This is a genomic window from Kurthia sp. Dielmo, from assembly GCF_000307285.2.
Taxonomy (GTDB): domain Bacteria; phylum Bacillota; class Bacilli; order Bacillales_A; family Planococcaceae; genus Kurthia; species Kurthia populi.
Map to the genome: position 1 here is coordinate 397796 of NZ_HE578958.1, position 26213 is coordinate 424008.

Consider the following 26213-nt stretch of genomic DNA (forward strand, 5'->3'; position numbering starts at 1 on the left):
AGACAAGGTGGAACTATTCGGTTTGGTTATCGAAGTGCAAAAAAGGAATCGCGCTAATCTGCGTGCGGTTCCTTTTTTATATGGTCCTAATCTCTACGGGAGAAGTGTTTGTTTGAAGATTTCGGTTGGAATACCATCGACAATTCCTGCTTCTACTGACACAAAGCCAGCTCGCGTTAAAATTTTACGCGATGCATCGTTTTCAGGGTCAATCATTGCCATGACGGTTGGGATAGTGGTTTTGCGAGCGAGTGCGACTAATGTGTTAGCAATTTGCTGACCATAGCCTTTTTTAAAGAACTGTGGAAATAGCATATAGCCGATTTCTGCCTCGTTGTTGACTTCATCGAGTATCACCATGCCAAAGCCAATATACGTATGATCAATAAAGATTTTATAACTACCGAAAATAGCATGTGCATCATTTTGGCGAATACTTTTCGCAAAGCGGGCTTGTGCATCTTCTTTAGACAGTGCTTCACCTGTAATGTACTTCATAACCGCTTCGTCACGAACAAGCGCATAATAGTCGTCAAAATCCTGTGCTGTATATTTTTCTAAATGCAATGGAATCATCCTTTCACGTAGTAACTAATGAGATTCACGCGATATTACCTTGAATTGATTTATTGTTCTAGAAAATGAAACCGCCTTCAAGTACAATGCTTATAATATAGTCAAAGGTAGGGTAAGGCAATGATTAAATTGGTAACACCAAAGCCCTTTTTTTATGAAGGGGATGAACGTGCAGTATTATTACTGCATTCATTTACAAGTACAACGAGTGATATGAAACGATTAGCGAACTATTTAAATAGTCGGGGGTATACTTGCCATGTACCATTATATCGCGGTCATGGTGAGGCACCCGAACAGTTTTTAAAAACGACTTTACGACAGTGGTGGGAAGATGCAGAAGCGGGCTTTCATTATTTACAGGCGCGTGGGTATCAAAATATTGCGGTCATTGGTGTATCGATGGGGGGCCTATTTACATTAAAGCTCGCGCAACAAGAAACTGTAAAAGGGATTGTCACAATGTCTGTACCCAATCACGATGCGGCTGTCTTTTTACCACAGCGTTTTTACAATTATGTGACGCGTTATTTGGCGCTTGAAGGGTTATCGGCAGTGGAGATTGAAGCACATGCGGCTCCTTTAAATGCACAAGCACAGGCAATTTTAACGACGCTTGTTACATTAATTGATGAGGTGCATTCAAATGCGGATAAAATAGTCATACCCGCAAGGTTATTGTATGGCGGACAAGATCGCCCGTTGTATAAAGCGAGTGCGGAGTTGCTTTTGGATCATTTAACGAGTGAAGATAAGCGCGTAATCGGCTATTCACATGCAGGTCATTTAATGACGGTCGGAGAAGATGCGGCACAATTGAACGAGGATATTTTCAATTTTTTAGAAACGCTAGATTGGTAAAGAGAAATGGTATTGTTAGCGAAGGAAACGATAAGAAAACAAGGAATCGTGCAAAAGCGCGATTCCTTGTTTCTGTTGTCAACATCTATTGCGACGAGGTTAAGTTCCGTCATTAGTTATAAATTTCGCCACCAGCGCAGTTAATAATCGAACCGGTTAAAAGCTTGCCATTTTCCATCGCAAAAATCATTGATTCTGCAACTTCTTCAGCTGTTGCTGCGATATTTTTTCCTGTTGAGGCGTGAATTGCTGCGCCCACTGTCGCATCAAGTGTTACAGTCGCATTTTGTGCAATCGTTGTTTGCATCGTATTTGGTGCGACACCAACAGCATAAATATGTTGGTCCTGATAATCTTGTCCAATCGATTTTGTAAAAGCAGCTAATGCGTGTTTTGAAGCAGAATAGATGCCATTATAAGCAGTTGGTTTAAAGGAATTGGATGACACCGTATTAATAATTGTACCACCACCATGTTCAAGCATAACGGGGATAACGTACTTAATACCCAAAAATGGTCCTTTTAAATTAATATCCATAATGCGATTATATTCTTCCACTGGATACTCATGTAAAAGACGGAATGGAATCATAATCCCGGCATTATTAAAGAAATAGTCAATTGTCCCAAATAGCTCCACTGCACGTGCCACATAGCGCTTTACATCGTCCTCATTGGACACATCTGCTTGAACGAAATGTACTTCTGCACCCATTGCTTTGGCATCAGCTGTCGTTTGTAACCCATCTTTTTCATTAAAGTCGACTAACACTAAATGATATCCTTTTGTGGCAAGTTTTAAGGCCGTTGCGCGACCTAAACCGGTAGCGGCGCCCGTAATTACTGCAACTTTTGTCATCGCTATTCATCCTTTATCTACTAAAATGTGTATGGCCTTGGTCGTCGAATTAGGACCTCTTGCTAGTTAAATTTAATTTACCATTAAACAATATGGTTGACAACTATTAAAAAATTCCGTGCATTATACGGCATAACTAAATGAAAATCGTTATCAAGTAATGCTTACGTCGATTGTAAAAGAATAGTATAGTATTAAATGGAAGAAAGGGAGGTTTTTATGGGATTTGTATTTCGTTATTTAGCACCATATAAAGTCGCCGCAATTTTAGCGCCATTATTTATGGTGTTTGAAGTGACGATGGATTTAATTCAACCGACCATTATGCAGCATATTATTGATGATGGGATTGCTACGCAAAACCATGGGTATGTCTTAAAAATGTTCTTATTTATGATTTTGGCTGCGGTTGGCGGCTTAATTGGTGGCATCGGATGCTCTATTTTTGCGTCGCGTGCCGCTGTTAATTTTGCGACAGATTTACGGGCAGCTGTTTTTGCGGCTACGATGTTTTTCTCATCTAAAAATAAGCAAGACATCGGTGTCGGGACGCTTATTACGAATGTCACAAGCGATGTCGAAACATTACAAAAAGCGGTTTTGATGACTTTAAAAGTATTTGTTCGTGGTCCACTATTATTTATTGGTGCGGTGGTCATTGTTTTTATTACTGCGCGTGAATTATTTTCATTATTACTAATTATTGTACCAATTCTTCTTATCCTCATTGTGGTATTTACAATGCTTTCAAGCAAGGTGTTTGGACGAGTTCAAAAGCAAATGGACCGTGTAAATACGTTTATGCAAGAAAATTTAGCTGGCGTACGTGTTGTCAAAGCTTTTAATCGTAGTAAACATCAAACAACGCAATTTACAGCGATTAATGATGATCTAGCAGCACGCTCGATTCATGCTGAAAAAGTTGTTGGCGTTTTATCACCACTGAGTATGTTTATTATCAATCTTGGCATGATGGTCGCATTATGGATGGGTGTCATTAAAGTTGAAAATGGCACATTAGAAGTAGGGGTTATTTTAGCATTTATCAATTATTTAACAATTATTATGAACGGCATTATGTCATCAAGTAATGTGTTGATTCAAATTGCACGTGCAGTGCCAAGTGCCAAACGTTTACAGCGTGTATTGAATACACGAACAACAATTGAGTCACCTACGGATGCGGTTGTGGCACCGATTCAAGGCAAGATTGAATTTGATAATGTATCGTTTTATTACTATAACAAGGATGAATATGTCTTAAAAGATATTTCATTTACACTGAATCCACATGAAACACTTGGCATTATTGGTATGACAGGAAGCGGCAAAACGTCTCTTGTACGATTAATTCCACGTCTGTATGAAGCACAAAAGGGACGTGTGTTAATCGATAATCGGCCAATTGAACAGTATGATTTACAAACATTACGACAGGCGATAGGCTTTGCCCCGCAACAGGCCATTTTACTCTCAGGCACAATTGAAGAGCAACTACGCTTTGGACGTGAGGATGCGACAGAGGGCGAGCTAGCGAATGCACTCGAAGCATCGGTAGCTTCTGAATTTGTGTCTCGATTTGATGATGGGCTACAGCATCCAGTAGCACAAGGTGGGCGCAATCTATCTGGTGGGCAGCGTCAACGTCTGGCGATGGCCCGGGCATTTATCCGACAGCCAGCGATTTTAATTTTAGATGATACAACATCGGCAGTCGATGCGGTATCAGAGAAAAAAATTCAGCAAAGCATTGCACGTGATTTTGAGGCAGCAACGAAAATTATTGTGGCGTCAAAAATTTCATCAATTCGTCATGCGGATAAAATTCTTGTGTTAGAAAATGGTGAAATGGCTGGGCTTGGTACACACGAAGAATTACTTGCAACGAATACCGTATACCAAGAAATTGTCGAAACACAACTAGAAAAAGGAGGGGTGCTGCATGAGTAGAACAGGGTTAGAAAAAGGACCGCGTATTGGCAGTATGACGTTTGAAAAGCCAAAAGATCAATTGTCGACTGTTAAGCGCTTATGGCACTACATGCAAAAGCAGCGCCTCGGCATTATTATCGCAATGATTACCGTTTTTGTGGCGACATTATTAAAAATTGCAGGACCATGGTTGATTGGGTATATCGTCGATCATTATATTATGAAGCTAGACATACAAGGAACGATTTCGATGTCGCTCGTATTAGGCGCGACCTATGTGGGGTTATTTATCGCCACGTATATCCAAACGATTGTTATGATTTATGTGGCACAAAAAACGATTCAGCGTATACGCCGCAAACTATTTAAAAAAATTCAGGTGCTACCGCTTCGCTTTTTTGATGGCCGTCAACAAGGCGATTTAATGAGTCGTGTCACCAATGATATTGATAGCTTAAATATGGCATTAACGCAAAGTGTCACGCAAATTTTAACAGCCATCTTAACAATTATTGGAACAACGATTGCGATTTTTTGGCTCGATTGGCGCTTAGCACTTGTTGTTATGACTGTCATTCCATTAATTGTCTTTTTATCGAAGCAAATTATTAAGCGTTCAAGTGTTAATTATCGTGCGCGCCAAAAAGCATTGGGTGGGGTAAATGGTTTCGTTGAGGAATCGCTTAGTGCATCAGAGGTCGTGACGTTATTTGGTAAGGAAAAGCAGCATGTTGAGGAATTTCATCATAAAAATGAAGCGCTTCGTCATGCGGGTGTTCGCGCAGAAACGATTTCAGGTTTTATGGGACCTATCAATAATGCAATGAATAATGTTGGCTTGGGATTAGTCATTGGTGTCGGTGCATTGCTTGCGGTTAAAGGTTATACAACAATTGGGGTTATCGCCGCCTTTACGACGTATACACGCCAATTTTTCCAACCGATTAATCAGCTTTCTAATCTACTGAATGTTTTCCAATCAGCTATTGCTGGTGCAGAGCGTGTTTTTGAAGTATTAGATGAAGAGGAAGAAGTACTGGAGAAGCCTGCAACGAAGAAAATTGATAAACTCAAAGGGGATGTCATATTCAAAAATGTTGATTTTGAATATGAAGAAAATAAACCGATTTTAAAAAATATTTCCTTCCATGCAAAGCCTGGTGAAATGATTGCTTTTGTTGGACCTACTGGCTCAGGTAAAACGACGATTATTAATTTATTATCGCGATTTTATGAGGCTAAGGCTGGCGACATTATGATTGATGATGTAGCAATCAATGCCTATGAACTCGCTAGTTTACGCGACCATATAGGTGTCGTGCTACAAGATACGTATTTATTCTCAGGAACGATTCGTGAAAATATTCGCTTTGGGCGCCTAGATGCGACGGATGAGGAAGTAGAGCAGGCCGCAGAAATTGCATATGCTCATCAATTTATTCGTCATTTACCCGCACAGTATGATACGCAAATTGCTTCTGGGGGTACAAATTTAAGCCAGGGGCAGCGGCAGCTAATTGCCATTGCACGTGCGATTTTAGAAGACCCTGATGTATTAATTTTAGATGAAGCGACGTCAAATGTCGATACGCGTACAGAGGTGCATATTCAAAAAGGACTGCATAATCTGATGCACGGCCGTACAAGCTTTGTTATTGCCCATCGTTTAAAAACGATTGAGCAAGCGGACCAAATTTTCGTGTTACAGCAAGGTGAAATTTATGAGCACGGTGACCATCAGCAGTTAATGAAGCAACAAGGCTTTTATTATACGATGCAAACAAAGCTCGCAAATTAAAAAATACGTAAACAAAAAGACGCGTTCAAGTTATGTTGAACGTGTTTTTTTGTTGGAAATAGTATGCAATAATTGCCATGCTGCAAGGATAAGTATCAAGGCACCTAATCACTCCAATCGACAAAAAGCCCAAATAACGCAGGAGCCATAATAATAAAGAATTGATTGATCGTGAGTGCGGTGCTCGTTAGGAAACCATTTTGTAATCACCGTACTGCCACCTGTTTGTGCACTGCCATAAAATAAACCAACAATAAAGACGCCGATAAGTAGTGTTGTATACGAACTAGCGAATGGTAGCAATGCGGCGGTAAGCCCAAGTAATAAGGCACTGAGGCCGATGACATATTTTTCGCCGTAACGGTCCATTAAATGTCCAAAAATCATCATCGAACATAGGGTCCTACATTTGTCATTGTAGAAATAAAGCCTGTTTGAAATTGTGTGAGTTGCCAATCGACTTGATAAAAAGCGGCGATGGTCCCCATACCATACGTAACAACGGAACCAACAGCCAGTGCAATCGTAGCGATGGCAACGATAAACCAACGATACATGAAAATCCCTTCTTTCTGGTGTACTATAAGTGTACAAACATTTCACAACAGTGTGAAATGTCATTTAGTAAGAGGGGTATCAATAATATTGATAGGGATGACAATGTGACAAAAGCAGAAGCGGAGTGGGGGTTGTTACAGTAATTATTAGTAGACGAAAATCTAAGTTTGACCGCACGCCATACAAATTATTCGCAGTCGGCATTGTCGATGAAAATAAAGCGTTTAGAGCAGGAGTTAGACGCTAAAGTTTTTGACCGCACGCCAGTTGGCTTACAGCGTACAGCAGCAGGAAATGCTTACTTGCAGTTTTTAGCAACACAGCAGCAAGCCTATGCCCAGTTGATGAGGAAGCTACATGGGCAGAAAATGCTCGTCCGAATTGGCTTATCAAATAGTAGCTTGAAACGCTATAGCTCTGTGCTTTCACAGATAGAAAAGCGATTTTCAGCACAATTTGACTATGTAGTGGATGATAGTGCTACATTGAATAATCAGGTGCTACAAGGTGTGCTTGATTGTGCGATTACGACAAATCCACTGAAGCATTTTCAGGAGCTAACGTATGACAGGCTAGCAGAGGAAACATTTGCCGTGCTATCAGATAACCGTTACACGCAGACATTAGCCGCACAGGAACTAATACTGTATGCTATTCACCGCGATTGTGTCTATACACAAACTGTTTTGGCATGGCTAGAGGCACAGCAAAAACAGGTAACGGTAAAAATTTTGCCTTCACCTGAAAGTATTCGTGATTTTTTAACAGTGCCACAAACAATTACGGTGCTTAATGAAAGATTAGTCGAAGCATATCATTATACGGATGTTATCGCGCATGAACTCCCAATTTCGCAACAGCGTGATACAGTGTGGATTGCGAGGCATTCGACCAATGAAGTACTTCTGCAAATCAAAAAAATATTATGGCAATTAGAGGAGGATATACAATATGCGCTTATTACTGACAGGATTTGAGCCTTTTTTAGAATATGAAGTAAATCCTACAATGCCTATTGTGGAAGCATTAAATGGTACGCAAATTGGTGAATACGATATTATCGGGCGTATCTTACCGGTCTCTTTTAAAGAAGCACAGCAAGCTTTTGTTGAATTAATAGAGGATATTGAGCCGGATAGCATTATTTCATTAGGTGTTGCGGTAGGACGCTTTCATATAACGCCAGAGCGTGTGGCAATTAATATGCGTGATAGTAACGAGCCGGATAATGATGGCAATGCGCCACAAGGAGAGGCAATCCGAGATGGGGAGGCACCAAGCTATTTTTCGACACTTCCAGTACAAGAAATTGTCGATGCCCTAAAGCAGGCAGGTTACCCAGCGAAGGTGTCCAATACAGCAGGGACGTATGTATGCAATACGATTATGTATGAAGGCTTACACTATGCTGCCACCCATCAAATTCCATCGGGCTTTATTCATATCCCAGCAAATTTTGATTTAGCCATCGCTTTAGGAAATGTAGCTGGTTGGCATGATGGGGATTTATTGGCGACGATACAAATCGCTATTGAAACAGTGTTAAAAACTAAATAATTTGATAGTTGTAACACAAATTTAATCAAAAATTTAACAAAAAGGTTCGATTGGACTACTAGAAAATTGATATCATTAAAGTTGAGACGAGACATCTTAAAAGTTTTAGCAGTGAGCTATTACTTCATCTAGCTTGCACTGTCGACAAAAGCGACGTCTTTACGTGGCTTTTTTTGTTGGGCAAATAGAGATAAGATGCGTTAAATCAGAAGGGAGAAGCAACAAAAATTGAAAAATATAATACGATTTTTTGTTGTCGCTTTTAGTTTCATACTTTGTTTCATCGTCGTAAGTGAGTGGCAGTTAACAGCTTCTGCAGTTGATGAACAGTCAGGAAAGCCTGATGGTAAAGTTCAATGGGAAGAGACACCGTATGTGACAGACTATACAAAAGGTGTTCAAACAAAAGCCGCAACAGGAATGATTATTGATGTATCAAAATGGCAAGGGAATATTAATTGGGCGAAGGTAGCAAAATCTACGGATTTAGCGATTATTCGTGTGCAATATGGTAGTTCAGTAGAAGATTATATGCATAAAACATATGAAATAGGTGCAAAAGCAAGTGGTGTACCATATGGTGTGTATTCATATATGCAAGCATCATCAAGCGCGAATGCGCGTATTGAGGCACGTAATTTAATTAATCGTGCGAGTAGTAGTGCAAAATTTTATGTAATTGACGTAGAAGAAATGACCAATACATCTGGTGAATCGATGCGTACAATCGTTAATGCATACGTCAGTGAATTACGTAAACATACTGATAAACAAATTGGCTTATACATTGCACATCATATGTATAATAAATTAAATTTAGAGACGAAAAAAGCCGATTTTGTATGGATTCCACGATATGGCTCTGTGAAACCCGCGTATAGCTATGATTTATGGCAATATACAGATCGCGCGATAATTAGTGGTATTAATGGTCCGGTTGATGCGAATAAATTAGCAGCGGGTAAAAAAGTAAGTGATTTATTAAAGAAATCACCATTAGCAACGAATTCACAGGTAACGCAAGCTTCAAATAGTTTGTATTATTCGACAAATCCACGTAAAGTCGTGCTTAAAGAAAATGTCGGCGAATACCGTGATGCGGCATTTAAAACTAAGGTTCGTACATTAAAGAAAAATAAAATTGTTAAGATTGCAGGCGTAAAAACATTGGCAAATGGGACAACACGCTTGAAATTAGAAAATGGACATTATATAACAGCAAATCGTAAAAGTGTTTTAAAGGTTCGTAGTGATATTAATGAGTACATTACAAACGTTCCTGATCGTGTGTTGTTACGTCGTTATCAAATTGTTTATAATTCAAAAGAGTTCACTAAAAAACATGAAATTCGTAAATATAATAAAAATACAACATTTGAAATTGCATCCATTGTGTACACAGCTAGTGGCACACCACGGTTAAAAACAGCATCTGGCAATTACTTGTCTGCACGTAAAGATATTACACGTGCTGTACTGGCAAATATAAAGGATTATTATTATATCAATCCAAAACAAGTGAAAGTAGCACAAGATTTAAATGTATTCTCCACTGTTAATTTTAAAGCGAATGAAAAGCTTCGAATTGTACGAGCTGGCAAAAAATTAACGATTCAAGGCGTACGCTATACAAAAGATGGCGTACCACGCTTAGAAGTAGGGAAAAACCAATATATTACGGCTTATAAAGCACGGTTTCATTAAATAATTGGAAGAATTACGTATTGGCGTAATTCTTCTTTTTTTATAGGCTTTTTGAAATTAATATGAACTGTTATTCAAAAGTACAAAGATGTTTAATATAGAAAAATAGAGATTCATAAGTCCCTATTTGAAAATTAAAAAATAATAAGAAATATGCTTTTATAGACTAAAACTCATAAAAAGATTGATTTTTCTAAAAATTTAAGACATAATAGTATGTAAATAGACAGTGCATCGATTAGTTTTTTGGCATAGAAAGAATAAACAGTGTGCGGGATAGTTCAAGGAAATAGGAGTGTAGTTAAAAAGATGATGTTTGTTCAGTTGGTGCAACAGTTGTGCATAGGATTAGTTGTGTAAGGGACGGAATAAGCAGTTTGAGCGAGCGTTAGTTATAGCAACTTAAGTAATGAGATTGTAAAGAAACCTCAATTATTATAGTTGTCAGGACGCCACACGCGGTTATGCGAATGGAATGTATCATCAAAAAACTACAATGAGGTGACTAGCATGAAATCGAAATTAGTGAAATGGACCTTGGCGGCAAGTTTGGCAACATCAGCATTCGGATTAGGCGCTGTAGCATCTCCTTCATCTAATGTAGAAGTAGCGCAGGCAGCGTATACAATGTTCTCGATTACAGATGGTGTGAATGTACGAAGTGGACCAGGGACAGGATATCGTGTATTAGGGCAATTAACATTTAATGATCCGATTTCTGTCATTAGTAAATACAACAGCACATGGTCAAAAATTTCATATAAAGGCAAAACAGCGTATGTATCGAATAGTTGGATTGCGTCACAACCAAATGTACAAGAATATTATACGGTGAATACCGGAGGGGCTAATTTAAATGTGCGCAGTGGACCAGGCACATCGTATAGCATTTTATTCAAAAAATCAGGTGGCTCTATTGCCGCAATGCTGAATAAAACGAATTCTAAATGGTACCGTATCTGGGGTGGTGGAAGCCGAGTAGGCTATGTATCAGCCGCGTATTTAGAACGTTTGCCAGCGTATAGTGTTCAAACAGAAGGCGTGAAGCTTTATCTTCGAACAGGGCCAGGCTCAACCTATACAAAGATTCGTACTTTGACAAACTATGAGGTGCTATACGCAGTAAATGTCGAGAGTAGCAGATGGTTTGCAGTGGCATATGCAGATGGCAAAATTGGATATGTTAATGCAAAATATTTAACCCCTTTCCCATATTAAATCGTGAGGAGGAGTAGTAATGGCCAGAGCCCTTTTAAAAAAATGGATGATGGCAACGGGTTTCGCATTTTCAGCTTTAGGGGTGAGTGTACTAGCGGAGCCACACTTTATGGCGCAAGCGGTACAGCAAGTAACGATAAAATATGCACAATACAATGGCTTAAAGGCATTTGAAAAGCCAGCCATTACAAGTAAAGTAGTAGGAACCTATACACTAAATAACCCTGTGCATATTTTAAAGTCGTATAATCGTGATTATTATGAGGTGCAGATTGACAGCCAAAAAGGATATGTCCAAAAAGAATATGTTAGCGCAGCACCGTATTTTGTAAAAGCTGTGAAGGTCTATACACCTGGAGATACACTAAATGTGCGAACAGGGCCAGGTGTCAGCTATAAAGTGATTGGTGCGGTAGCGCATACAAAGCCACTCTATGTAACAAGTACGAAGTCATTTGGCAACTGGCTACAGGTTTGGTATAAAGGACAGTTTGGCTTTGTGAATAAAGGATATACGGTAGCGCCGCCGTGGTATACGGTGCGTGTGCCGGCAGATGATACACTGACTGTACGAACAGGACCAGGTGTTGGCTATCGACAAATTGGTGCCTTATATAATAAAGACCGCGTACAAGTGTTAGAAAAAACAACATCGAAATGGTATCAAGTGTATCACCGCGGAGAAATTGGTTATGTATCAGCCGCCTATGTAACGAAAAATTAGGGGTGAGACATCATGACATCAAAATGGGTAAAGTGGACAATTGCAGCAGGTTTAGCAGGGTCGGCATTTGGGCTAACATATGCCGCGCAACCCTCAACTGTTCAACACGCGCAAGCAATTAGTACGATGTATTCAACAACGGATCATTTAAATATCCGTACAGGACCAAGTAAGAAATACCGCGTTGTTGGGCAATTTAATGAAAATGATGCCATTCAAGTGCTTCGAAGCTATGCGACAACATGGTATCAAATTTCATATAAAGGTACAAAACGTTATGTGCATAAAGCGTATGTCGCAAAAGAGCCAATTCATATGGGAACAGGCTTTGTGACAACGGCAAAAGGTGTGAATCTTAATATTCGTTCTGGACCAAGCACAGGGTATAAAATTATTGGTAAAATGCCATCTCGTGCAGAATTTAAAGTGATCGATTTCCGTGATGGTTTTTGGTACAAAATTTATTATAAAGGAAAAGTTGGGTATGTGAGCTCAGCTTACACATATATTTATCACTAAGCAACTTTGCGGGGTATCATGCCCCGCTTTTTTATGGCGTTTTTTGGAATGTATGCTATACTAAGGATAATTAAAATTATTGCAGGGGGACACGTATGTGTTGAGAAGGTTAAAGCCTGACCCTTAGAACCTGTCCGTTAATACGGGCGTAGGGAGCAATGTACGTAATCATTACTGTGTACATTTGCTCTCCGTCATGGAGAGTTTTTTTATTGCACTATTTTAATTTGCGGGGGGACACATTTGTGTTGAGAAGGTTAAAACCTGACCCTTAGAACCTGACAGTTAACACTGACGTAGGGAGCAATTTTTTGAAAGCGCGCTCCTAATTCGGATGCGTGCTTTTTTTTGCCTACGTCCATCCAAGAGGAGGACTTTTTAATGACATTTTGTGACGAAGTAAGACAAGAAAATGCGCTTTATTTTGAGGCAAGCTTTGAGCATCCGTTTGTGCAAGGCATTGTGGACGGTACATTACCACTGGAGAAATTTAAGTACTATATGCTACAAGATGCCTTCTATTTAAAACACTATACGAAGGTATTGGCCATTGCTGCATCGAAGGCGACAGAAGCGGACGAGACGCTCTATTATTTGCAAGCAGCGCAAAATATTCAACTTGCAGAACTTGAGATGCATCGTCTAACGTTCCATGAGTTAGGTGTAACGGACGCGGAAATTGAAGCGTTTGAACCTGCGCCGTCTGCGTATAACTATGTGAGTCATATGTACAATGCGGCCTATAACGGAGATGCGGCAGAAGCATTCGCAGCGATGTTCCCATGTCCATGGCTTTATTTAGAAATTGGCAATCGTTTTAAAGATGCGAAGCCAGGCGTCGCGCTGTATGAACAGTGGCTTGCGCTTTATAGCTCTGACGATATGAACGAGAATATTAAGCAACAATTAGCGTTAATGAATCACTATGCACAACAGCAACCGCATAAAATCTCATTATTTAAGCAGCATTTTAAAAAGAGCTGCTACTATGAGTGGAAGTTCTGGGAAATGCCATGGACGACTGAAAACTGGGAGCAGGAGGTTATGCGCTATGTCACTCGTTAATATTCGAAAAAAAGCACCGCTTGTCCATTGTATAACGAACTATGTCGTCGCGAATTTTACGGCAAATGGGTTGCTTGCGATGGGTGCTTCTCCTGTGATGGCGGATGCCGTTGAGGAGGTAGCGGATATGGTACGTGTAAGTGATGCATTATTACTTAATATTGGCACATTAAATGAGCGCACGATGGAGGCGATGGTGATTGCTGGAAAAGCAGCAAATACGCAACAAGTTCCAGTTGTACTCGACCCAGTAGGTGTTGGCGCTACGCCATTTCGCAAACAGTTTGTAAAGCAACTTTTAGCGCAAGTGAACATTGATTTATTGCGTTGTAATGCTGGAGAATTAGCGGCTCTTACAGGCGCCCAGTGGCAGGCAAAGGGTGTGGATAGTGGTGAGGGGAATATGGATGTCATTGCAGCAGCATCCAAGTTCGCAAAAGATTATCAATGTGCCGTCATTATTACTGGTGCAACTGATGTTTTAATCGAGCAAGGGAAGGTTTATCGTATTTCTGGGGGCGTTGTCGAAGCAACCTTTGTTACAGGAACTGGCTGCTTACTTAGTGCAGTATGTGCAGCAACACTTGGTGCAGAAGCTTCTCTTTTGGAAACATTACAACAGTATAAGCAGGCGGCTACCATCGTCGGACCTAAAGCAACGGGCTCATTTCAAATGGGCTTTTTAGATGCCTTACATCATATTTCGGAGGGATTAGCATGATTGCATTAACAATTGCAGGATCAGATAGCGGTGGCGGAGCAGGCATACAAGCCGACTTAAAAACATTTCAGGAGTTAGGCGTCTTTGGCACGTCGGCGATTACGGCATTGACGGCACAAAATACACTTGGTGTGCATGATATTATGGCAGCAGAGCCAGCATTTGTGGTGGCACAGTTGCATGCATTATTTGAAGATTTTGAGATAACAGCCGCGAAAACGGGCATGCTATTTTCACCCGCTATTATTGACGTGGTGGCAGCAACTATGCAACAGCAACATATCCCACTTGTCGTCGATCCCGTGATGATTGCGAAAGGCGGCGCGACATTATTAGCGCAACAGGCTGTTCAAACAATGAAGGAAGTTTTATTGCCGGTCGCGACAGTTTGTACACCAAATATTCCAGAGGCAGAGGTGCTCGCTGGTATGACGATTACTACAGCTAGTGATGTAGCACAAGCAGCACAGCGATTAATGGCGCTTGGTGCAAAAAATATTGTCATGAAGGGTGGTCATTTAAGCGGAGTGGATGCGGTAGATACAGTGTTTTTAGAAGATGGATCTGTTTTTACGATGACGACGCCACGTATTGATACGAAGGCCACGCATGGCACAGGCTGCACGTTTTCAGCAGCCATTACAGCAGGGCTAGCGAATGGACAAGAGCTAAAGGAAGCCATTATTGAAGCGAAACGCTTTATTCAAGCTGCTATTGTACATCCGCTAGGCATTGGACATGGTCATGGACCGACCAATCATTTTGCCTATAATCGCTATGACTGTGAGGTGTTCGTCGATGAAGCGTAGTGATTTAGCGGTATATTTTATTATGGGAACGGAAAATTGTGTGAAGGCACCTCTACAAACACTAGAAGAGGCACTTGCTGCGGGAATTACGATGTTTCAGCTCCGGGAAAAAGGTTCTTATGCGCTGAAGGGGGAGGCGTATATTCAATTTGCAAGGCAATGTCAGGCTTTATGTATACAGTATAATGTGCCGTTTGTCATTAATGATGATGTGGCCCTCGCTGTTTTACTAGAAGCGGATGGTCTTCATATCGGCCAGGATGATGCACAGTTACAAATTGCAAAAGCACAATTTAAAGGTTTTATCGGAGTATCGGTGCATACGGCTGATGAAATGGCTACGGCGATCGATGGGGGCTGTGCGTATGTCGGCATTGGACCTATTTATGCCACGTCTTCAAAAGCGGATGCCAAAGTACCCTGTCATACAGCATTTCCAAAAGCCATGCACGAGCAATTTCCTGAGTGTCCGATTGTTGCGATTGGCGGTATTGAAGCATCGAATGTAGCGCCTGTTTTAGCAACGGGTGTGGACGGGGTAGCCGTTATTTCAGCAATTTGTCACAGCTCAGACATACAGCAAACCGTTAAACAATTAAAAGGTGAAACTATTTAATGTCCTATTGCGTCTATTTCTTAATGACGCAAATCTAGGAGGATTTAAATGGCTAATAGGCAAACGTTATCAGACATTGTGACAGACTGTTTTAAAGAACAGCTTATGACAAACTATGTAGCGAAAAATCCTGTCTATGTTCGTAGTGGTCCAGGAACCGGCTATGAAGCATTAGGTTATTTAGAAAAGGATGAAGTCGTCGGCGTATTTTGTACGGCAGGTGCGTGGTGCAAAGTGCAATTTCACCACCAGATTGGCTATGTAAATAAATTATACTTACAAGAACTTTCTTAATTGAAGCCCTCCGCGTATACTTACAATACAAAGGGGGTTTTTCATATGCTAGAAAATGATATTGTACGTTTAGAGCCGCTGACACAGCAACATGCGGAGGCTTTAGTACATGCTGCAAATGACGAGCGAATTTGGGAAATGACGCAGCCGCGCATTCGTTCGTTGGCGGATGCTACACACTATATTAATATGGCGTTACAAGCACAAGATCAGCAGGCATTTGCTGTCTTTTCAAAGGTACATAATCAAATTGTTGGTGCCACACGTTTTTACACGATTGATGAGGATTTTGGGAGTGTGGAAATTGGCTACACATGGCTGAATCCGATTGTGTGGCGTAGCGCTATTAATACGAATATGAAGCTTTTAATGTTTTGTTATGCATTTGAGCAGTGGGGAATGAAGCGGGTACAAATTATGGCAGATGAACGGAACATGCGTTCACGCAATGCGATTGTGCGCATTGGCGCAACATTTGAGGGGATTTTACGTAAACATAAATTTGGAGCAGATGGTGCGATTCGTAATAGTGCCGTTTATAGCATTATTGACGATGAATGGGCCTCTGTGAAGCGACATATTGAAGGGTTATAATGAGAAAAAAGAGGCTTTGACATACATGTAAAAGTAACATCTCATATGAGCATAAGAAAAACCGGAACCGCGCTGTAGTGCGGTTCCGGTTTTTCATTGCGAACGCTAAAAAAGGAGCATGCGGTGTTGTATCTCAGTCACTTTTTTATTTTGAATAATGCAAAAATTTATGATGTGTTCGGATGAAATAGACAGTGAGTAACGAACTAAGTAATAAAAAGGCGATGCTGACTAACGTAGTGCCTGTCATAACGGGTGCGGTTGGGTGAAGGATATGATAAATATCTACATAAGTTTTGAGTGTTAAGACGATACACACAGCATTTTTCATCACATGTAACACAGTAGAAGAATTTTTAAAAGATAATTCTTTATTTTCAGAATATTTATCGGAAAATTCATGCCATTCTGGATGTGTTGCCAATAGATGAAGAAAGCTCCACAGCACAATGCCTGCGACAAGTGGTAAAAAGACCATTTCACGCGTTTGCCAATCATTAAAGAGTGCGCTGTATACAAATGGAGGTAGCTCATGAAAATGAACGGTTCCATAAAGGGCTACAGCAAAAAATAAGATGAAACTCACAGTAGAAAAAATGTATTTGTTCATTTAGATGACCTCCTTATACATTAAGTATATCAGATAAGACACTTTCTTTTCGAGGCACTTGGGATTGAAAGCTCATCGCGGTACTTCGCCACTGTACGACGTGCAAGCGTAATATTTTCTTTCGCCATTAATAAATCAGTAATTTTTTGGTCTGATAATGGGCGGGTTTTATTTTCTGTATTAATCAAATTTTGAATATGCACTTTAATCGATGTTTGAGAGGCTCCGTCTTCAGATACCGCATTGGTAAACAATGAGCGCAGCGCAATTGTGCCAAAAGGTGTTGCTAGCCATTTATTTTTAGTAGCGCGACTAACGGTAGACTCATGCACGCCCAATTGTGCGGCAATATCTTTTAATAATAGCGGTCTTAGCGCAATATAACCTTGATAGAAAAAGGGCTGCTGATGTGCAACGACGGCCTCTAAAAGACGCGTTAATGTGCTTTGACGTTGATTTAAACTGTGTAGTAACCATTCATAGCGCTTAAACTGCATTTTTAAAAATTCTGCTGCTTCCTGATGTTCAAAAAAGGCATCATAGGCAGTAGAAAGAGAAATTTTTGGCATGCCAGCTGTATTTAATTGGAATGTAAAGCCTTCATCACTTAGCATCACCGTCGCATCAGGCGTAATCGTCGTTGCAGGACGACTAAAAAGCGAACGACATGGCTTTGGCTCGAGTGCTTGAATTTTTCGAATGGCACGGCGCAGTGAATGAGGCGTGATATGAAGCGCCTGCGTAATTTTTTCAAAGGCACTATTTGCGACATCCTCTAAATGAGAAGTAACAATTTTTTCGGCAACGATTTGGCGCGGCTCGAGTGCTTCTAATTGTAGTAATAAACAGTGGCGTAAATCAAAGGCCGCAATTCCAGGCGGACCATGCTGCTGTAATTCTTGAATTGCTGCTTGTAATAACGCTTCCGGAATCTGATAGGCGGCGATGGCATCGCGTGACAAATAGCCATTGTCATCTAAGTTGTGAACAATTGTTAAGCATGCATAGAGTAATCGCTGTTCTTTCACTTCACAGTGTAGCAATTGTAACAGTTCATCCCGGTAATCTGTCTCGCCTGCAACGGATGGTAACACATCATCAAATCCCGTTGTAGATTTTTGATAACTTGAAGTGGTTTCTTCTAATTCAATTAAAGGGTTTTCTAATGCCTGTTCACGTACGAATTCAACTAAATCTTCGTGTGAATACTGTAGTAATTCAATGGATTGGCGCAATTGTGTGGTCATATATAATTTTAATTGTTGTTTTTGCGATAAACTCATCTTCATATGTCAAACACCTTCTTTTTTCTCTTTTAAGAAACTATTTTCTATATCATACCATTTTTCTACATTTAGGGATATTACATGACCTAAAAAAAATTTTTTGGTGGGACAAATCATTACCCGATTTGCTACAAAAAAGCGTCAATGTGCTGTTTTATAACACTCTTTAAGTCATGTAACAGTTGAAAATAGTATAACCTAATAAAAAAATGTGTTGACTTGATAAAATTCGTGCATTATATTATGTGTAATCGGTTACACATGGAACCGGTTACATAACAGATCGTTTTGAGGTGAATGCATTGGCAACAATTCGTGATGTCGCAAAAGAGGCAGGAGTTTCTGTAGCGACTGTTTCTAGACATTTGAATAATAAAGGCTATGTAAGTAATGATGCGAAGCAGATAATTGAGAAGGCAATTACTACATTAAATTATGCACCAAATCAATTAGCACGCTCGCTAACGACGAAGCAAACGAATTTACTTGGTTTGCTTGTACCAGATATTACAAACCCTTTTTTCCCTGAACTAGCACGTGCGGTTGAACGTACAGCTTATGAGCATGGCTATACAGTGGTGTTGTGCAATGCGGGCGAAACGAGTGAAAAAGAAAAACATTATATCCGCTCGCTACAACAAAATTATGCGGCAGGATTTATCGTAACTACAAACCATATCGAAGCAGATTTCTATAAGAAACTAGATGTACCTATTGTCGCACTTGATCGTAATTTATCAGAAGCGATTCCAACAGTGACATCGGATAATGTATTAGGTGGACAGCTTGTCGCTAATTATTTGGTCGAGCAAAACGTCAAACGCATTTTATGTGTGCGCGGGCCACTTGATATTGATGTCGCAAATGATCGGATGCGCGGCTTTGAAGAAATCATGAAGCAACATCCAACCATACAGTACGATACGATTGTGAGCCCTTTTGATTTTGAGTCAGCTAAAAAGGTGACCCTTCAGCAGTTGCAACACACAAGGGATTATGATGCGGTGTTTGCGTCAAGCGATGCATCGGCAATCGGTGTAATGAAAGCAGCTGAATCACTAGGGATACACATTCCAAAGGATGTATCACTTGTTGGTTATGACGGTATTAATATCGGTACATTGCTATCGCCAGAGCTAACAACGATTGCGCAGCCGATTTCCTTAATGGGAGAGCGTGCAACAGAATTATTAATTGCATTAATTGAAGGACAAAAAATGACAGCGAAGCGCGTTGTATTTCCGCCGAAGCTCGTCGTTCGAAATTCAACAACGAAAGGAACGGAATTATGATTACAGTAATCGGTAGTATTAATATGGATATCGTCGTTGAAACGACTGTTTTTCCAAAGCAAGGAGAAACGGTTTTTGGACAAGGGTTCCATACCGTTCCAGGCGGTAAAGGAGCAAACCAAGCTGTTGCAGTTGCCCGTTTAGGCAGCCATGTACATATGGTTGGTGCGCTTGGTCAAGACGCATTTGGTAACGAATTGCGTACGATTTTACAACAAGAAAAGATTGACGATACATTCGTTCGTACAACAGAGACAGCAACAGGTATTGCGAACATTACATTATTTGATAATGATAACCGCATTATCGTGGTACCAGGAGCGAACGCAGATGTATCGCGCGAATCAATCGATGCAGCACGTACATTAATCGCTAAAAGTGATTTAGTCGTTATGCAGCTAGAAATTCCACAAGATACAGTAGAGTATGCGCTGTCCGTTTGTGAAGAATTACATACACGTGTGTTATTAAATCCAGCGCCTGCTGAGAATTTTAAAGCAGAATGGATGGAGCGCGTTGCTTACTTCACACCAAATGAAACAGAATGTGCTGATATTTTCGGCGTTGATGTAGAGAGCGCTTTAGAACGCTTCCCGAATCAATTAATCGTTACATTAGGTGCAGACGGGGCACGCTACTATGATGGTACACAACATGTGTTTGTTAAAGGCTTTAAAACAAAAGCTGTTGATACAACAGGTGCGGGTGATACATTTAATGGTGCTTTAGCGCATGCACTAACGACAAATCAATCGTTGTCAGAGGCAGTTGAATTTGCGAATGTCGCGGCATCATTATCAGTTGAAAAATTTGGTGCACAAGGCGGTATGCCACAGCAAGAAGCAGTGCTTAAACGCTTAGGAGGCGCACAGTAACATGAAAAAACAAGGTATTTTAAATCGTGAACTAGCCGGGATTTTTGCACGTATTGGTCACACAGATCAAATTATGATTGCAGACTGCGGGTTACCGATTCCAGATGGAGTTACATGCATCGATCTCGCTTACAAAATTGGAGAGCCGGGCTTCATGGCGATTTTAGAAGTTGTTTTAGCAGACTACAAAACAGAAAAAGCAATTATCGCCACTGAAATGGCATCACAAAATGCACCCCTTTACAAAGCGGTGCATGACATAGTAGATACAGCATTTGAAGAGGTTTCACATGAACAATTGAAAGCGCTATCTGCAAAAGCGAAAGTCATTATTCGTACGGGTGAGGCTACGCCGTATGCCAATATCTTATTGCAATCAGGTGTCATTTTTTAAAAGGAGGAAACGTGCATGATTGAAATGTCGGGCATTCAAAAAGCATTCAGTGGGAATGTTGTTTTGAAAGACGTCCAATTCCAGTTAGCAGATGGAGAAATCCACGCGCTAATGGGCGAAAATGGTGCGGGTAAATCAACGATGATGAAAATTCTAACGGGGATTTACGAGCGTGATAACGGCGTCATTAAAGTCGATGGTGAAGAAGTTCACTTCAAATCACCAAAAGAGGCAGAAGCAAAAGGGATTGCCGTTATCCACCAAGAGTTAAACATTTTACCGGACTTAACGGTTGCTGAAAACTTATTTTTAGGTAATGAGCAAACAGTTGGTATGGGGATTATGAAAAACAAAGAAATGAATAAAGAGGCAAAACGTATTTTAAACCAATTAGGTTTAGACATTGATGTGCGTACACCAGCAGGTTCATTGTCAGTCGGTAAACAGCAAATTATTGAAATCGCCAAAGCGATGGAAACAAAAGCAAATGTTATCATCATGGATGAACCGACGGCTGCGTTAACAGACCGCGAAATTCAAACATTATTTAAAACAATTCGCAAGCTAAAATCAGAAGGGGTATCATTCGTTTACATTTCTCACCGTATGGAAGAAATTTTCGCGATTTGTGACCGCATTACGATTTTACGTGACGGTGAGTATGTCGGTGTTCGTACGATTAAAGATACGACATTTGACGAAATTGTTCAGATGATGGTTGGTCGTGAACTTGGTGAACGCTTCCCAGGACGCAACGCAACAATCGGTGATGTAAAGCTTGAAGTGAAAGGGCTTACACGTCCAGGCCTCTGTGAAGATGTTCATTTCAATGTCCGTAAAGGTGAAATTGTCGCACTTGCTGGATTAATGGGGGCGGGTCGTACGGAAGTAGCGCAAGCAATTTTCGGCTACCGCAAAATGACGAAGGGTCAATTATTCATTGACGGAAACGCTGTGAAAATTAAAAACCCTCGTCAAGCTAAAAAATTAGGTATCGGCTTTGTAACAGAAGACCGTAAAACACAAGGGTTGATCGTTGACTTCTCGATTAAAGAAAATATCGCGATGACCAACTTTAGTAAAACATCTAAATCAGGCATCATTAGTGGTTCGAAAGAAAAGTCATTTGTTGGCAATCTTGTGAAAAAGCTTGGCGTTAAAACACCAAGTGCTGAACTATCTGCCAAATCATTGTCCGGTGGTAACCAACAAAAAGTAGTTATCGCAAAATGGTTAGGCATTGAACCTGAAATTTTAATTTTAGATGAACCAACACGCGGCGTTGATATCGGCGCGAAAAAAGAAATTTATCAAATCATGAATGACCTTGCAGAACAAGGCGTAGCCATCTTAATGATTTCTTCTGAATTACCAGAAGTTATCGGCATGTCTGACCGCGTACTTGTGATGCACGAAGGTAAAATCACTGGCGAGGTTGCTGGTGAGGACATGACACAAGAAAAAATTATGCATTATGCTACTGGAGGTGACAAAGTTGTCCAAAGCCAAAACTTCTAATGGCCTAATGCAAAAATTAGGACCGTTATTTGGATTACTACTTATTGTCGTTATTATTTCTATTATGAGTCCTAGCTTCTTAACAGCGGACAATATTTTCAACGTTTTACGTCAAGTTTCAATTAGTGCGTTAATCGCATTCGGGATGACATTTGTTATCTTAACAGGCGGGATTGACTTATCTGTCGGTTCGACCTTGGCACTAACTGGGGCCGTTGCTGCTAGCTTATTAGCTGGTGGTACAGATCCATTCATCGCAATGGGTGTGGCATTAATCCTTGGTTTAATCTTAGGTGCAATCAACGGTGTTGTAATTGCAAAAGGTAAAGTAGCACCATTTATCGCTACATTAGCAACAATGACCATTTATCGTGGTCTAACACTTGTTTATACAGATGGTAAGCCAATTTCTGGTTTAGGCGATCACTTATCATTCCAAATGTTCGGTAAAGGGTATTTCTTAGGAATTCCAGTACCTGTCGTAACGATGTTAATAGCATTCTTCGTATTGTACTTCATCTTACGTAAAACAACATTTGGTCGTCGTGTGTATGCAATCGGTGGTAACGCCGAAGCATCTCGTCTATCAGGTATTAATGTAGACCGTACAACAATTGCGGTTTACGCGTTAACAGGTATGTTAGCTGCAATGGCAGCATTAATTTTAACGTCTCGTTTAAATTCTGCTCAGCCTACTGCAGGTCAATCATATGAATTAGATGCAATCGCAGCAGTTGTTTTAGGTGGTACAAGCCTTACAGGTGGCCGTGGTTGGATCGTTGGTACATTAATCGGTGCATTAATCATCGGTGTGTTAAACAATGGTCTAAACTTAATCGGTGTATCATCATTCTTCCAACAAGTAGTCAAAGGGTTAGTTATTTTATTCGCGGTATTAATCGACCGTAAAAAAGCAGCGTAAAGGGGTATTTCACTATGAAAATGAAAAAATTATCAGTTACAGCATTACTTGCATCATCTCTATTATTGGGCGCTTGTTCCATGTCACAAGGTGGCGACGACAAAGCAAAAGATACAAAAAAATCAGATGGCGATTTCAAAATTGGGATGTCTGTTTCAACATTAAACAACCCATTCTTCGTTACATTATCTGACGGTGCAAAAGCCGAAGCAAAAGATGAAAAAGTGAACTTAACCGTTGTAGATGCACAAGATAATGCATCAAAACAAGCATCAGACGTTGAAGATTTAATTCAACAAGATGTTGATTTAATTATTATCAACCCAACAGATTCAAAAGCAGTCGCTTCAGCAGTTGAATCAGCGAACAATGCCGATATTCCAGTGATTACAGTTGACCGTGCTTCTGAAGGCGGCGAAGTTGTATCACATATCGCTTCTGACAACAAAGAAGGCGGTAAAATGGCCGCTGAATATTTAGAAGAAGTAATCGGTGAAGGAGCGAAAGTTGCTCAACTTGAAGGTGTAGCTGGTTCATCAGCTGCAACAGACCGTGGTGCTGGCTTTGAAGAAGTAGCGAAAGACGGTTTTGATGTAGTAGCTTCTCAAACAGCTAACTTCAATCGTGCTGAAGGTTTAACAGTAATGGAAAACATCCTACAATCAAACGCTGATATTAAAGGTGTTTTCGCACAAAATGATGAAATGGCTTTAGGTGCTATCGAAGCTATTGAAGCATCAGGTAAAGACATCAAAGTTGTTGGTTTTGACGCAACAGATGATGGTGTAAAAGCTGTTGAAGATGGTAAAATGATCGCAACAATCGCTCAAAAACCAACTGAAATTGGTGAAACTGCGATTGAAACAGCTGTCAAATCATTAAATGGTGAAAAAGTAGAAAAAGATATTCCAGTTGAATTAGAATTAATCAAAAAATAAATCAACGCTTTTTATAAAGAGGTTAGGTCTTATACCTAGCCTCTTTTTTTACGTATTTCTTCTGTTATAATACAATTACTGTAAAAAAATGAAAAAAGAGGTGTGTTTTATGACAGAGCAATTTGAAAAAGGCTTAGCCATTCGACGACAAGTGATGGGCGATGAATTTGTAGATCGTGCATTTGAGCAGGCGACAGAATTTACGATGGATTTACAACACTACATAACGGACGTATGCTGGGGAGGCATTTGGGGACGTGAAGGTTTAACAAAACGTGATCGTAGCTTAATTAATTTAGCCATGCTAACGGCGCTAAATCGTTCACAGGAGCTGCGTGGGCATGTACGCGGTGCCATTAACAATGGTGTTACAGTAGAAGAAATCAAAGAAGTAATGCTGCAAACAGCCGTGTACTGCGGAGCTCCTGCCGCACAAGAAGGTTTTCGTATTGCTAAAGAAGTATTAGAAGATATGAATGCGCTGAAATAGTTTTTTATACCATGAGTAAGAAGGTATAAAGTTTTTTTCACTCGAGACAAAAAGATTAATAATTTTCTGAAAAATATGATAAAATAGACATAACTTATTTTTAGTTCTTTTTGGAAGGAGTGAGCCACTATGACCGATTTAAAAATGAACAGTATTAGTTTAATTATTGCCGTTGTTGTTTTTCATGTATTGAGCTACCTGACCCATTCTATGAATGATCATCAGCTTCTTCTATCTATTGTTATTTGGCTCAGTGTAGGATGCCTATTAATTTTGACAATGGAACTACGCGTAAAGAAGAAACGAACGAAGGAAGTCTCTTGAGGCTTCTTTTTTTGTGACGATTTAATCATTTTATATAAAAACACTCATATTTTCCTTAATTTTAGGTAATAAGTAGAGCAAGCCTTTTATCTAAGGGGGGAAGTGAATGATTTTTTTAATCGGTGTATATGGATATGTACTGTATGTGTTACTGCTCATTGGGCATCATGCTGTGAGACATCAACAGCTAACGAAACAAAGGCGTCTACTAGTTAATATCATTGCGCCCGGTATGGGCTATTACTATAACAATGAAATCAGGCGCCCAGCATTGTTTTTTTCAGTTGCTGTCGTCTTAGCTGGACTTTATCTAGTTGGTATGCCGATGTGGCTCGTACCGATGAGCATGCTTTTTTTATTAGCGCTTTGTGAAGGATATGCTTGGCGTGAGCAATCACTCATGCAACAAATGAAGCGACTAGAAGCCTGTACGCATAAACGGCCTATTGTGGCACTTGATGAACAGGCAATGAAACATGCAGGGAAGCGTCGTCAATTGTTTAAATTGTATGAGCAATCAACCTACGAATTTGCGATTACAAAGGAAGTAGTTGCACAATTACAGCGACAACAGTTAAGACGACCGCTAGAGCTTATGTTTTATGAGGGACGATTGCGCATTGTCGATTATAATACACAGGAAATCTTGCGCCATTTTCCGCTTCAATCGAATTTTTCTGAAGAACTTGCTCATTTTATCGCGGACAGTGTAACACAAAAAGAGGTTTTTGTTATGCCGTTTAGAAGGAAATTGCCAAATTTTCCAGGAATCATTCATTTGAAACATGAGATGCATTGCTAAGCAAATACATGATTAAGAGGGTGATGATAATTGCACAGCAAAATATTTTATTAGTGTATACATTTTTAATATTAAAAAAGTATTCAAGTGAAACAACCCCACTTAATGCAGCTCAGGTCGTTAACTATATGAGTGCAGAATTTAATGTAAGTCAAAAATTAGACCGTCGTACAATTTATTCGCATTTTATCGATTTGCAAAAACTTGCGGAATGTTATCCAGAGCATGTCAATTTTACATTTTATCGTAAAGCAAACGGTTCAGCTTATATTACAGTAGATCAATAACAGCAAAAGTCTGTATAATCGTATCCACTAGCATCATATATAAAAGAGGCTTTGACATACGTGTAAAAAC

General features: G+C 40.1%; 30 protein-coding genes and 2 riboswitches. Of the genes, 24 read left to right on the top strand and 6 right to left on the bottom strand.

From position 1 onward, the window contains the following. Positions 1-93 precede the first annotated feature (93 nt). Positions 94-567, bottom strand: coding sequence for a GNAT family N-acetyltransferase (locus KTHG_RS10630; protein ID WP_186439559.1), 474 nt, complete (start codon positions 565-567; stop codon positions 94-96). Positions 568-696: 129 nt separating this feature from the next. On the opposite strand from KTHG_RS10630, the gene KTHG_RS10635 reads away from it, so the two are divergent. Beyond that, a complete protein-coding gene (locus tag KTHG_RS10635; RefSeq protein ID WP_139993434.1) occupies positions 697-1437 on the top strand; it encodes an alpha/beta hydrolase in 741 nt (246 codons plus the stop codon). 112 nt (positions 1438-1549) lie between these two features. On the opposite strand, the gene KTHG_RS10640 is transcribed toward KTHG_RS10635, so the two are convergent. Then, on the bottom strand, positions 1550-2296 hold the full coding sequence (locus KTHG_RS10640) for an SDR family NAD(P)-dependent oxidoreductase (RefSeq protein ID WP_139993436.1): 747 nt from the start codon (positions 2294-2296) through the stop codon (positions 1550-1552). A gap of 219 nt (positions 2297-2515) precedes the next feature. On the opposite strand from KTHG_RS10640, the gene KTHG_RS10645 reads away from it, so the two are divergent. Both KTHG_RS10645 and KTHG_RS10650 read left to right on the top strand, forming a co-directional pair. Continuing rightward, positions 2516-4246, top strand: coding sequence for an ABC transporter ATP-binding protein (locus tag KTHG_RS10645; protein ID WP_139993439.1), 1731 nt, complete (start codon positions 2516-2518; stop codon positions 4244-4246). Next, complete coding sequence (locus tag KTHG_RS10650) at positions 4239-6026, top strand: ABC transporter ATP-binding protein (protein ID WP_139993441.1); 1788 nt, start codon at positions 4239-4241, stop codon at positions 6024-6026. The genes KTHG_RS10645 and KTHG_RS10650 overlap by 8 nt, the downstream gene beginning before the upstream one ends. Positions 6027-6134: 108 nt before the next feature. Here KTHG_RS10650 and KTHG_RS21235 read toward each other — a convergent pair whose 3' ends face one another. Both KTHG_RS21235 and KTHG_RS21240 read right to left on the bottom strand, forming a co-directional pair. Continuing rightward, the gene (locus KTHG_RS21235) at positions 6135-6416 is read right to left on the bottom strand and encodes an MFS transporter (protein WP_186439560.1); all 282 of its coding nucleotides are present in this window, start codon (positions 6414-6416) and stop codon (positions 6135-6137) included. Then, the gene (locus KTHG_RS21240) at positions 6413-6583 is read right to left on the bottom strand and encodes a hypothetical protein (protein WP_158621061.1); all 171 of its coding nucleotides are present in this window, start codon (positions 6581-6583) and stop codon (positions 6413-6415) included. The genes KTHG_RS21235 and KTHG_RS21240 overlap by 4 nt, the downstream gene beginning before the upstream one ends. A gap of 168 nt (positions 6584-6751) precedes the next feature. Between KTHG_RS21240 and KTHG_RS10660 the strand changes: the two genes are divergently transcribed. The 12 genes from KTHG_RS10660 to KTHG_RS10715 all read left to right on the top strand — a co-directional run bounded on the left by KTHG_RS10660 (position 6752) and on the right by KTHG_RS10715 (position 16405). Beyond that, positions 6752-7561, top strand: coding sequence for a LysR family transcriptional regulator (locus KTHG_RS10660; RefSeq protein WP_139993445.1), 810 nt, complete (start codon positions 6752-6754; stop codon positions 7559-7561). Continuing rightward, positions 7536-8141, top strand: a complete 606-nt coding sequence (locus KTHG_RS10665; RefSeq protein WP_139993447.1) for a pyroglutamyl-peptidase I — start codon at positions 7536-7538, stop codon at positions 8139-8141. The genes KTHG_RS10660 and KTHG_RS10665 overlap by 26 nt, the downstream gene beginning before the upstream one ends. Positions 8142-8369: 228 nt before the next feature. Then, positions 8370-9845, top strand: a complete 1476-nt coding sequence (locus KTHG_RS10670) for a DUF5776 domain-containing protein (RefSeq protein WP_139993449.1) — start codon at positions 8370-8372, stop codon at positions 9843-9845. A gap of 510 nt (positions 9846-10355) precedes the next feature. Beyond that, positions 10356-11063 carry an SH3 domain-containing protein gene (locus KTHG_RS10675; protein ID WP_139993451.1) on the top strand — a complete coding sequence of 236 codons (708 nt, stop codon included), beginning with the start codon at positions 10356-10358 and terminating at the stop codon, positions 11061-11063. A gap of 19 nt (positions 11064-11082) precedes the next feature. After that, positions 11083-11787 carry an SH3 domain-containing protein gene (locus KTHG_RS10680; RefSeq protein WP_139993453.1) on the top strand — a complete coding sequence of 235 codons (705 nt, stop codon included), beginning with the start codon at positions 11083-11085 and terminating at the stop codon, positions 11785-11787. Positions 11788-11799: 12 nt separating this feature from the next. Further along, complete coding sequence (locus KTHG_RS10685; RefSeq protein WP_139993455.1) at positions 11800-12306, top strand: SH3 domain-containing protein; 507 nt, start codon at positions 11800-11802, stop codon at positions 12304-12306. Between the two features lie 73 nt (positions 12307-12379). Further along, positions 12380-12478, top strand: a riboswitch (TPP riboswitch). Between the two features lie 49 nt (positions 12479-12527). After that, positions 12528-12626, top strand: a riboswitch (TPP riboswitch). Positions 12627-12687: 61 nt separating this feature from the next. Beyond that, complete coding sequence (tenA, locus tag KTHG_RS10690) at positions 12688-13371, top strand: thiaminase II (RefSeq protein WP_139993457.1); 684 nt, start codon at positions 12688-12690, stop codon at positions 13369-13371. Continuing rightward, positions 13358-14092: a hydroxyethylthiazole kinase gene (gene thiM / locus KTHG_RS10695; protein ID WP_139993459.1), complete on the top strand. Its 735-nt coding sequence runs from the start codon at positions 13358-13360 to the stop codon at positions 14090-14092. The genes tenA and thiM overlap by 14 nt, the downstream gene beginning before the upstream one ends. After that, positions 14089-14901 (top strand): bifunctional hydroxymethylpyrimidine kinase/phosphomethylpyrimidine kinase, encoded by an 813-nt coding sequence (gene thiD / locus KTHG_RS10700; protein WP_126991913.1) that lies wholly within the window; start codon positions 14089-14091, stop codon positions 14899-14901. Before thiM ends, thiD begins: the two co-directional genes overlap by 4 nt. Further along, positions 14891-15517: a thiamine phosphate synthase gene (gene thiE / locus KTHG_RS10705; RefSeq protein ID WP_139993461.1), complete on the top strand. Its 627-nt coding sequence runs from the start codon at positions 14891-14893 to the stop codon at positions 15515-15517. Before thiD ends, thiE begins: the two co-directional genes overlap by 11 nt. A gap of 48 nt (positions 15518-15565) precedes the next feature. Continuing rightward, a complete protein-coding gene (locus KTHG_RS10710) occupies positions 15566-15811 on the top strand; it encodes an SH3 domain-containing protein (RefSeq protein WP_126991911.1) in 246 nt (81 codons plus the stop codon). Positions 15812-15856: 45 nt separating this feature from the next. Beyond that, complete coding sequence (locus KTHG_RS10715) at positions 15857-16405, top strand: GNAT family N-acetyltransferase (protein WP_139993463.1); 549 nt, start codon at positions 15857-15859, stop codon at positions 16403-16405. A gap of 145 nt (positions 16406-16550) precedes the next feature. Here KTHG_RS10715 and KTHG_RS10720 read toward each other — a convergent pair whose 3' ends face one another. Both KTHG_RS10720 and rpoN read right to left on the bottom strand, forming a co-directional pair. Further along, positions 16551-17015: a hypothetical protein gene (locus KTHG_RS10720; protein WP_139993465.1), complete on the bottom strand. Its 465-nt coding sequence runs from the start codon at positions 17013-17015 to the stop codon at positions 16551-16553. 29 nt (positions 17016-17044) lie between these two features. Further along, positions 17045-18304, bottom strand: coding sequence for an RNA polymerase factor sigma-54 (rpoN, locus tag KTHG_RS10725; RefSeq protein ID WP_126991908.1), 1260 nt, complete (start codon positions 18302-18304; stop codon positions 17045-17047). Positions 18305-18594: 290 nt separating this feature from the next. Between rpoN and KTHG_RS10730 the strand changes: the two genes are divergently transcribed. The 9 genes from KTHG_RS10730 (at position 18595) to KTHG_RS10770 (ending at position 26143) form a co-directional block, all read left to right on the top strand. Next, the gene (locus tag KTHG_RS10730) at positions 18595-19593 is read left to right on the top strand and encodes a LacI family DNA-binding transcriptional regulator (protein WP_233600625.1); all 999 of its coding nucleotides are present in this window, start codon (positions 18595-18597) and stop codon (positions 19591-19593) included. Next, a complete protein-coding gene (gene rbsK, locus KTHG_RS10735) occupies positions 19590-20468 on the top strand; it encodes a ribokinase (protein WP_126991906.1) in 879 nt (292 codons plus the stop codon). Before KTHG_RS10730 ends, rbsK begins: the two co-directional genes overlap by 4 nt. A 1-nt stretch (position 20469) precedes the next feature. Continuing rightward, positions 20470-20862 (top strand): D-ribose pyranase, encoded by a 393-nt coding sequence (rbsD, locus tag KTHG_RS10740; RefSeq protein WP_126991905.1) that lies wholly within the window; start codon positions 20470-20472, stop codon positions 20860-20862. 15 nt (positions 20863-20877) lie between these two features. Beyond that, positions 20878-22380 carry a sugar ABC transporter ATP-binding protein gene (locus KTHG_RS10745; protein WP_139993467.1) on the top strand — a complete coding sequence of 501 codons (1503 nt, stop codon included), beginning with the start codon at positions 20878-20880 and terminating at the stop codon, positions 22378-22380. Positions 22381-22387: 7 nt separating this feature from the next. Next, positions 22388-23302 (top strand): ribose ABC transporter permease, encoded by a 915-nt coding sequence (rbsC, locus tag KTHG_RS10750; RefSeq protein ID WP_233600628.1) that lies wholly within the window; start codon positions 22388-22390, stop codon positions 23300-23302. A 14-nt stretch (positions 23303-23316) separates the two neighbouring features. Continuing rightward, entirely contained in the window at positions 23317-24240 is a 924-nt protein-coding gene (rbsB, locus tag KTHG_RS10755) for a ribose ABC transporter substrate-binding protein RbsB (protein WP_370323632.1), read from the top strand. A gap of 109 nt (positions 24241-24349) precedes the next feature. Continuing rightward, positions 24350-24730 carry a 4-carboxymuconolactone decarboxylase gene (pcaC, locus tag KTHG_RS10760; RefSeq protein WP_139993469.1) on the top strand — a complete coding sequence of 127 codons (381 nt, stop codon included), beginning with the start codon at positions 24350-24352 and terminating at the stop codon, positions 24728-24730. Between the two features lie 430 nt (positions 24731-25160). After that, a complete protein-coding gene (locus KTHG_RS10765; protein ID WP_139993471.1) occupies positions 25161-25856 on the top strand; it encodes a hypothetical protein in 696 nt (231 codons plus the stop codon). A 20-nt stretch (positions 25857-25876) separates the two neighbouring features. Then, entirely contained in the window at positions 25877-26143 is a 267-nt protein-coding gene (locus KTHG_RS10770; protein WP_139993473.1) for a hypothetical protein, read from the top strand. Positions 26144-26213: the final 70 nt, after the last annotated feature.

What these genes read in the sequence shown, in the direction of transcription:
- rbsC (WP_233600628.1), top strand. Translation starts at nt 22,388, where the DNA reads ATGCAAAAATTAGGACCGTTATTTGGATTACTACTTATTGTCGTTATT.
- KTHG_RS10745 (WP_139993467.1), top strand. Translation starts at nt 20,878, where the DNA reads ATGATTGAAATGTCGGGCATTCAAAAAGCATTCAGTGGGAATGTTGTT.
- KTHG_RS10650 (WP_139993441.1), top strand. Translation starts at nt 4,239, where the DNA reads ATGAGTAGAACAGGGTTAGAAAAAGGACCGCGTATTGGCAGTATGACG.
- KTHG_RS10635 (WP_139993434.1), top strand. Translation starts at nt 697, where the DNA reads ATGATTAAATTGGTAACACCAAAGCCCTTTTTTTATGAAGGGGATGAA.
- tenA (WP_139993457.1), top strand. Translation starts at nt 12,688, where the DNA reads ATGACATTTTGTGACGAAGTAAGACAAGAAAATGCGCTTTATTTTGAG.
- KTHG_RS10710 (WP_126991911.1), top strand. Translation starts at nt 15,566, where the DNA reads ATGGCTAATAGGCAAACGTTATCAGACATTGTGACAGACTGTTTTAAA.
- KTHG_RS10715 (WP_139993463.1), top strand. Translation starts at nt 15,857, where the DNA reads ATGCTAGAAAATGATATTGTACGTTTAGAGCCGCTGACACAGCAACAT.
- thiD (WP_126991913.1), top strand. Translation starts at nt 14,089, where the DNA reads ATGATTGCATTAACAATTGCAGGATCAGATAGCGGTGGCGGAGCAGGC.
- KTHG_RS10645 (WP_139993439.1), top strand. Translation starts at nt 2,516, where the DNA reads ATGGGATTTGTATTTCGTTATTTAGCACCATATAAAGTCGCCGCAATT.
- KTHG_RS10720 (WP_139993465.1), bottom strand. Translation starts at nt 17,015, where the DNA reads ATGAACAAATACATTTTTTCTACTGTGAGTTTCATCTTATTTTTTGCT.
- KTHG_RS10685 (WP_139993455.1), top strand. Translation starts at nt 11,800, where the DNA reads ATGACATCAAAATGGGTAAAGTGGACAATTGCAGCAGGTTTAGCAGGG.
- pcaC (WP_139993469.1), top strand. Translation starts at nt 24,350, where the DNA reads ATGACAGAGCAATTTGAAAAAGGCTTAGCCATTCGACGACAAGTGATG.
- thiM (WP_139993459.1), top strand. Translation starts at nt 13,358, where the DNA reads ATGTCACTCGTTAATATTCGAAAAAAAGCACCGCTTGTCCATTGTATA.
- KTHG_RS10640 (WP_139993436.1), bottom strand. Translation starts at nt 2,296, where the DNA reads ATGACAAAAGTTGCAGTAATTACGGGCGCCGCTACCGGTTTAGGTCGC.
- KTHG_RS21240 (WP_158621061.1), bottom strand. Translation starts at nt 6,583, where the DNA reads ATGTATCGTTGGTTTATCGTTGCCATCGCTACGATTGCACTGGCTGTT.
- rbsK (WP_126991906.1), top strand. Translation starts at nt 19,590, where the DNA reads ATGATTACAGTAATCGGTAGTATTAATATGGATATCGTCGTTGAAACG.
- KTHG_RS10680 (WP_139993453.1), top strand. Translation starts at nt 11,083, where the DNA reads ATGGCCAGAGCCCTTTTAAAAAAATGGATGATGGCAACGGGTTTCGCA.
- rpoN (WP_126991908.1), bottom strand. Translation starts at nt 18,304, where the DNA reads ATGAAGATGAGTTTATCGCAAAAACAACAATTAAAATTATATATGACC.
- thiE (WP_139993461.1), top strand. Translation starts at nt 14,891, where the DNA reads ATGAAGCGTAGTGATTTAGCGGTATATTTTATTATGGGAACGGAAAAT.
- KTHG_RS10675 (WP_139993451.1), top strand. Translation starts at nt 10,356, where the DNA reads ATGAAATCGAAATTAGTGAAATGGACCTTGGCGGCAAGTTTGGCAACA.
- KTHG_RS10665 (WP_139993447.1), top strand. Translation starts at nt 7,536, where the DNA reads ATGCGCTTATTACTGACAGGATTTGAGCCTTTTTTAGAATATGAAGTA.
- KTHG_RS21235 (WP_186439560.1), bottom strand. Translation starts at nt 6,416, where the DNA reads ATGATGATTTTTGGACATTTAATGGACCGTTACGGCGAAAAATATGTC.
- KTHG_RS10765 (WP_139993471.1), top strand. Translation starts at nt 25,161, where the DNA reads ATGATTTTTTTAATCGGTGTATATGGATATGTACTGTATGTGTTACTG.
- rbsD (WP_126991905.1), top strand. Translation starts at nt 20,470, where the DNA reads ATGAAAAAACAAGGTATTTTAAATCGTGAACTAGCCGGGATTTTTGCA.
- rbsB (WP_370323632.1), top strand. Translation starts at nt 23,317, where the DNA reads ATGAAAATGAAAAAATTATCAGTTACAGCATTACTTGCATCATCTCTA.